This is a genomic window from Pelomonas sp. KK5 (genome assembly GCF_001984095.1).
Classification (GTDB): Bacteria; Pseudomonadota; Gammaproteobacteria; order Burkholderiales; family Burkholderiaceae_C; genus KK5.
The window spans coordinates 1-6131 of sequence record NZ_LYVQ01000305.1 but is presented as its reverse complement, the minus strand read 5'-3'; the positions used below and the strand labels follow the sequence as shown (position 1 = coordinate 6131).

Sequence of the window (6131 nt, the reverse complement as noted above, 5' to 3'; positions counted from 1 at the left end):
GGCCTACCGGCAGGCCCAGCTCCAGCCAGATCTGCTCCAGCTTGGGCGTGCGGCGGAAGCCCTCGGGCCGGTCGCGTAGCGCGGCGGCCACCGCCTCGTGCTCGCCCAGCACCAGCAGCGGCGGGCCGCCCAGGCGCACCGTGTAGCGCGGGCCGAGTTCAGCCGCCCACTGCTCGAGCTGCCGGTGCAGCTGCGCCGGCTTGACGAAGGGCAACTGGCCCAGCAGGGGCACGCCGCGCGGCGAAGGCAGCTCGGCGATGCTCAGCATGGCTCAGACGGGGCCTTCGACCCGCATCGAGAAATCGACCGCCCGTACATCCTTGGTCAGCCGGCCGATCGAGATCCGGTCCACGCCGGTGGCGGCGATCCAGCGCAGCTGTTCCAGCTCGACGCCGCCCGACACTTCGAGCAGCGCGCGGCCCGCGGTCAGCGCCACCGCTTCGCGCATCATCGGCTCGGTGAAGTTGTCCAGCAGCACGCTGGTGGCGCCGGCGCCCAGCGCCTCCTGCAGCTCGGTGATGGACTCGACCTCGACCTGGATGTCCACGCCCGCGTTCAGCGCCTGCGCCGCGCGCAAGGCCGCGGCCACGCCACCGGCCGCCGCGATGTGGTTCTCCTTGATCAGGATGCCGGCGTAGAGCGCCAGCCGCTGGTTGGCGCCACCGCCGGTGCGCACCGCGTACTTCTGCGCCAGGCGCAGGCCCGGGATGGTCTTGCGCGTGTCCAGCACGGCGCAGCCGCGCGGATTCGGGCTGGCACCCTCGATCGCGCGGGCATGGCCGCGGGTCTGGGTGGCGGTGGCGGACAGCAGCTGCAGGAAGTTCAGCGCCGGCCGCTCGGCCGAGAGCAGCTGGCGCCCGTCGGCCTCGATGCGGCAGACGAGGGTGTCGGCCTGCATGTCGGCGCCCTCGTCGTAGAGCCACTCGATGCGCGCGCCCGGGTCCAGCGCGGCGAACACGCCGGCGAACCACTCGCGCCCGCACAGCACTGCAGCTTCGCGCACCCGCACATGGGCCCTCACGCGGCGGGCCGCGGGCACCAGCTGCGCGGTCCAGTCGCAGACGCCGATGTCCTCCATCAGCGCATCGCGGATATTGCGCTGGCGGGCCTCGTCCAGCGTCTCGTTGTGGTCGAAGCTTGTCATCGTCATTGCGGCTGGCCGATCGTCAGCGTCAGGTTGGTCAGCCCTTCGATCTGGCCGGTGATCTCGTCGCCGGGCACCACCGGGCCGACGCCTTCGGGCGTGCCGGTGTAGATCAGGTCGCCGGGGCCGAGGCGGTAGAACTGGGAGAGGTTGGCCACGATCTCGGCATTGCTCCAGATCATGTCCGAGAGGTCGCCGCGCTGCTTCACGACGCCGTTGACTTCCAGCGTTATGGAACCCTTGTCCATCGCACCGCACTGCGTGGCCGGGATCAGGTCGCTGATGACGGCGGAGTTCTCGAAGCCCTTGCCGGTGTCCCAGGGGCGGCCGGTGGCCTTGGCGGCGTTCTGCAGGTCGCGGCGGGTCATGTCCAGGCCGGCGGCATAACCCCAGATCGCTGCGGCGGCCTCTTCGGCCGTGGCGCGGAACAGCGGGGCGCCCAGCGCCAGCACCAGCTCCATCTCGTAGTGCAGGTTCTGGGTCATCGGCGGATACGGGATCGTCGCGCCGGACTCGACCAGCGCATTGGCCGGCTTGCCGAAGTAGAAGGGCGGCTCGCGGTCCGGGTCGCTGCCCATCTCGCGGGCGTGGGCGGCGTAGTTGCGGCCGACGCAGAAGATCCGCGCCACCGCATAGCGGGCGCTGCTGCCGCGCACCGGCACGCTGGGCTGCTCGGGCGCGGGGAAGATGTAAGAGGTGGTGCTGCTCATGGGCGGGGATTCTGGCGCATCGCGCTGCTTTTCGTTTAGGGTAGCGCCCCATGACAAGACTGCTTTGCTGGACATTGCTGCTGGCGCTGACCGTGCTGGCCGGGTGCGCCAGCCGCCCGGTGGTGCGTGACGGCGCCGAAGACCACCCGCCGCCCGACCTGATGCGCGTGCCCGATGCCGCCCCGCGCGTCGAGCGCATCCGCGCGGGCGGGCCGAACAAGCCCTATGACGTCGAGGGCCAGCGTTATGAGCCGGTCGTCGAGGACCGTGCGATGGTCGAACGCGGCCTCGCCTCCTGGTACGGCAAGAAGTTCCACGGCAAGCCGACCTCCAGCGGCGAGGTCTACAACATGTATGCGATGACGGCCGCCCACGCGACCATGCCGATCCCCAGCTACGCGCGGGTGCGCAACCCGGCCAACGGCCGCGAGGTGATCGTGCGCATCAACGACCGCGGGCCCTTCCACAAGGGCCGCATCATCGACCTCAGCTACACCGCGGCGCTGAAGCTGGACGTGCTGCGCGGCGTGACGCCCGTGGAGGTGGAGCGCATCACCTACGAGGACATCCGCACCGGCGCCTGGATGCGCGGGCGCAGCAACAAGGACGAGCGCTTGCCGGTCGACCAGCCGGTCTATGCCGCCGCGCCGCCCGTCGGCGCCCCGGAGCTGGAGACCACGACCGTGACGGCCGCCGCCACCCCGCCGTCGCCCGCGGCTTCGTCGGTCACACCCTCACCGCTGCCGCAGGCCGCGGCGCCGGGCTTCTGGGTGCAGCTCGGCGCCTTTGCCAGGCTCGACGGCGCCGAGGCCTTCCGCGAGAAGCTGGTGCGCGAGCTGGCCGACGTGGCGCCGCTGCTGGCGATCTTCAAGGACCGCGGGCTGAACCGCCTGCAGGCCGGCCCCTACGCCACCCGCGCCGATGCGCAGCAGGCGGCCGAGAAGATCCGCCAGGCCATCGCACTGGCACCCGTCGTCGTGGAGAGGAAGTAGGGCCTGCTCACACTACGGAAATGGGTCGCGTTGTGATCAAAAGGGCCGCAGACAAGGCGCAAACCGGAGTCGGGTTGGGTACCCGACGAGGATTTGCAACGCGGTATGCGGCCCTTTTGATCACAACCCTTCGGGAAGGCCCGGCACGCGGGGCCACTCGTCGTTGCAGCCCTTGCCCGCACGCGAGTGCGAGCGGCGGTCTGCGCCTAGATTGGCCCCGCGTGCCGGGCCTTCGCGACCCATTTCCGTAGTGTGAGCAGGCCCTACCGTTATTTCAGCGGCCGCCGGTGACATCCAGCGTGGCGCCCACCGTGTAGCTGGAGGCTTCGGACAGCAGCCAGCACACCGCCTGCGCCACCTCCGCGGCGGTGCCCATGCGCTGCAGCGGGATCGTCGCCAGGCCCGCGCGCAGCAGGTCGGGCGCGGCCGCGTCTGAATGGATGTCGGTGTCGATGATGCCGGGGCGCACGCCGTTGACGCGGATGCCCTCGCCGATCAGTTCGCGGCCCAGGCCGATGGTCAGCGAGTCGATGGCGCCCTTGCTGGCCGCGTAGTCCACATAGAGGTTGGGCGAGCCCAGCTGCGCGGCGCGCGAGGACAGGTTGACGATGCTGCCGCCAGCGCCGCCATGGCGCGTGCTCATGCGCTTGACCGCCTCGCGCGAGCACAGCAGCGTGCCGATCACGTTGACGCCGAACACCCGCTGCCAGCGCTCCACGCTCATCTCGTCCAGCCGCGCGGCGCGGGCGACGATGCCGGCGTTGTTGACCAGCGCGTCCAGCCGGCCCAGCTCCTCGTCGATGCGGGTGAACATCGCCCGCACCTGCGCCTCGTCGGACACGTCGGCCTGCAGCGGCAGCGCGCGGCGGCCCAGCGCGCGGATGCGCTCGGCCAGGGCGTTGGCGGCCGGCGCGCCCTGCGCGTAGTTCAGCGCCAGGTCCCAGCCCTGTTCGGCGCAGGCCAGGGCCACGGCGGCGCCGATGCCGCGGCTGGCGCCGGTGATCAGTGCGATCTTCATGCGACGATTGTGTCAGCCCTCCGGCATCGGTGATGATGCCGTGTTCCCGTTGCACTGGACCTCATGGATTCGCTGGACGCATCAACCCTGCTGCTGGTCAACATCGTCTTCAACCTGTTCGCCGCCGCCGGCTGGGCCATGCTGGCGGGCCTGTTCCGCATGGCGCCGCGCGCCAGCTGGCTGATGGTGGCCACGCATCTGTTCCGGGTGCTCCAGATCGGTTGCGATGACCTGCTGCCCCGGCAGCCCGAGATCGTCGTCGCCACCTTCGAGCAGGGCTGCGCGCTGGCCTCGCTGCTGCTGCTGGCGCTGTCGCTGCGGCGGCTGCTGCGGCTGGACACCGGGGCGCGCGACATCGCGCTGCTGGCGGCGGTGGGCTTCGCCGGCCTGGTGATGCTGTGCCTGATGGGGCAACGGATCGGCATCCCGATGCTGGTGTCGGCGCTGCTGGTGCTGCTGGCGCTGGGGGCTGCGCGCGACATCGTCACCGGCGCGGGGCCAGGTCTTGCCGGCTGGGTCACCGGGCTGCTGGTGCTGCCCTATCTGCTGATGGCGGGCCTGGGCGTGACGCGGCTGCTGCTGTTGCTGCCGGGCAGCCCGCAGCTGGCGCTGGCATTGGCGCATGGCCCTGCCGTGGGGCCGGTGATCAGCAGCCTGTGGCTGCTGCTGTCGATCTCGATCTCGGTGAGCCTGATGGCGCTGCTGGTGTGGCGCCTGGTCGGCCGCATCGAGCACCTGACCCGCCGCGACCCGATGACCAACACGCTGAACCGCCGCGCCATCGCCGAGGCGATGCAACGGCTGCAGGCGCTGCGCGCCCGCGGGCACCGCTTCGCGCTGATCCTGATGGACGTGGATCATTTCAAGCGCATCAACGACCAGTTCGGCCATGCCGCCGGCGATGCCGCGCTGCTGCACCTGGTCACGGTCGTGCGGCGGGGGCTGCGCGAGCTGGACCAGCTGGGTCGGCTGGGCGGCGAGGAGTTCTGCGCGCTGCTGCCGCACACGACGCTGGACGCCGCGGCCCAGGTGGCGGAGCGCATCCGTGCGGCGCTGCAGGCCGAGCCGCTGCTGTGGCAGGAGCGCCGCATCGAGATGACCGCCAGCTTCGGCGTGGCCGCCGGCCAGGACGAGGACCCGCAGGGCGAGGCGGCGCTGGCGCGGGCCGACGAGCAGGTCTACCGCGCCAAGGGCGAGGGCCGCAACCGCGTCTGCATCGCCCGGGAGACCTTCGGATGATCGGGCTGCTGTCCTTCATGCAGGCCGATCCGCTGACGCTGCTGATGGCGATCGTGCTGATGCTGATGACGGCCAGCGCCGTCTGGTGGTCGATGGCCGCGGCCGCCGCCGTGTCGCCGCGGCCCTCGATGTGCCTGGCGCTGTCCAATGCGCTGCTGGCCGGGGCGCTCGGCGCCGACGCCATGCACGACCACGGGCCGGCGTGGCTCTCCGGCTGGGGCTCCGACCTGATGGGGCTGGCCGCGTTCGCGCTGCTGCGCGCCAGCGTGCCGGCGATCGTCGGCCGGCCCCTGGCCTGGCGCTCGGCGCTGGCGATCTGGCTGCCGGTGGCGCTGGGCCTGTCGCTGTCCGGCGGCTATGCCAGCAGCGGCTGGCAACCGCGCCTGCTCTACCTGGCGATGGGCGCGCTGCTGCTGCAGGCCAGCCATGACGCCTGGCTGGGCCTGCGGCGCCAGCAGCTGCGCGTCGGCCTGAGCGCGGTGCTGGTGTCACCGCTGGTGGTGGTGTTCCTGCTGGTGGTCGCGCGCCTGGGCATGTTGCTGGTGGCGCCGGTCGGGAGCATGCGGGATGCCGGCGGCTTCAACGTCGGCTGGCTCTGGGCCACGCTGCTGATGTGCCTGGTGCTGAACGCCACGATGGTCTGCCTGATCGTGATGGACCTGATCCTCAGCATCCAGCGCCTGACGCGCCGCGACCCGCTGACCGACACCTACAACCGCCGCGCGCTCGGCGAGGCGATCGGCGAGGAGCATGCGCGGCTGCGGCGCGGCATGCCCTATGCGCTGGTGATGATCGACATGGACCACTTCAAGCGCCTGAACGACACGCTGGGCCATGCGGCCGGCGATGCGGCGCTGCGCCGCATGGTGGAGGTGGTCTCGCTCTGCGTGCGCGAGGTCGACCGGCTGGGCCGGCTGGGCGGCGAGGAGTTCTGCGCGCTGTTGCCGCTGACCGACCTGGCCGGCGCGACGCTGGTGGCCGAGCGCATGCGGATGAATCTCGAGGAGAGCGCCTTCGCCTGGCAGGGC

The 6131-nt window shown here is 71.4% G+C and carries 7 protein-coding genes; 3 read left to right on the top strand and 4 right to left on the bottom strand.

Annotated features, from left to right (window positions below; all coding sequences use genetic code 11):
• From B0W88_RS28835 to B0W88_RS28825, 3 genes are all read right to left on the bottom strand, one after another.
• Positions 1–268: cytochrome P450 (locus tag B0W88_RS28835; protein WP_144007041.1), on the bottom strand; the 268-nt coding region annotated here is incomplete at its 3' end.
• A 3-nt stretch (positions 269–271) separates the two neighbouring features.
• A complete protein-coding gene (gene nadC, locus B0W88_RS28830) occupies positions 272–1144 on the bottom strand; it encodes a carboxylating nicotinate-nucleotide diphosphorylase (protein WP_077037990.1) in 873 nt (290 codons plus the stop codon).
• A 2-nt stretch (positions 1145–1146) separates the two neighbouring features.
• A complete protein-coding gene (locus tag B0W88_RS28825; protein WP_077037989.1) occupies positions 1147–1854 on the bottom strand; it encodes a fumarylacetoacetate hydrolase family protein in 708 nt (235 codons plus the stop codon).
• A gap of 50 nt (positions 1855–1904) precedes the next feature.
• On the opposite strand from B0W88_RS28825, the gene B0W88_RS28820 reads away from it, so the two are divergent.
• A complete protein-coding gene (locus tag B0W88_RS28820) occupies positions 1905–2846 on the top strand; it encodes a septal ring lytic transglycosylase RlpA family protein (protein WP_077037988.1) in 942 nt (313 codons plus the stop codon).
• Between the two features lie 274 nt (positions 2847–3120).
• On the opposite strand, the gene B0W88_RS28815 is transcribed toward B0W88_RS28820, so the two are convergent.
• Complete coding sequence (locus tag B0W88_RS28815) at positions 3121–3864, bottom strand: SDR family oxidoreductase (RefSeq protein ID WP_077037987.1); 744 nt, start codon at positions 3862–3864, stop codon at positions 3121–3123.
• A 63-nt stretch (positions 3865–3927) separates the two neighbouring features.
• Between B0W88_RS28815 and B0W88_RS28810 the strand changes: the two genes are divergently transcribed.
• Both B0W88_RS28810 and B0W88_RS28805 read left to right on the top strand, forming a co-directional pair.
• A complete protein-coding gene (locus B0W88_RS28810) occupies positions 3928–5103 on the top strand; it encodes a diguanylate cyclase (protein ID WP_077037986.1) in 1176 nt (391 codons plus the stop codon).
• The coding region (locus B0W88_RS28805; RefSeq protein ID WP_077037985.1) for a diguanylate cyclase at positions 5100–6131 on the top strand (1032 nt) is incomplete at its 3' end. The genes B0W88_RS28810 and B0W88_RS28805, both read left to right, overlap by 4 nt.